The sequence below is a fragment of the Pseudomonas helleri genome, assembly GCF_009600315.1.
GTDB classification, from domain to species: domain Bacteria; phylum Pseudomonadota; class Gammaproteobacteria; order Pseudomonadales; family Pseudomonadaceae; genus Aquipseudomonas; species Aquipseudomonas helleri_A.
This window is the reverse complement of record NZ_WIWC01000206.1, coordinates 1-230: the sequence shown is the minus strand read 5'-3', so window position 1 is coordinate 230 and position 230 is coordinate 1. Positions and strand designations below refer to the sequence as shown.

The window sequence follows — 230 nt, the reverse complement described above, 5'->3', positions numbered from 1 at the left end:
AATCAATAGGGCATCACGTGCCTGTTTAATCTCGCTAGTGACATCGGGCAGCTGTTTGTACTGGCGGCGGGCATCGTCAAGGCGCCGCTGGGCTGCCTCCACGGCCTGTGCTGGGCTGCCGTGTTTCCGAATTGCTATCAGCCAACGGGCATGCATGCGGGCATGTTTGAAGCGTTCAGAAAGGCGGTCGGCTTCGGTAGTCAGTGTTGAAAACTCTGCAATTCCACCGC

1 protein-coding gene is annotated in these 230 nt (G+C 57.4%); it reads right to left on the bottom strand.

The annotated features are described in order from the left end of the window. On the bottom strand, positions 1 to 230 hold a 230-nt coding region (locus tag GHN86_RS23830; protein ID WP_228389662.1), incomplete at both ends, for a hypothetical protein.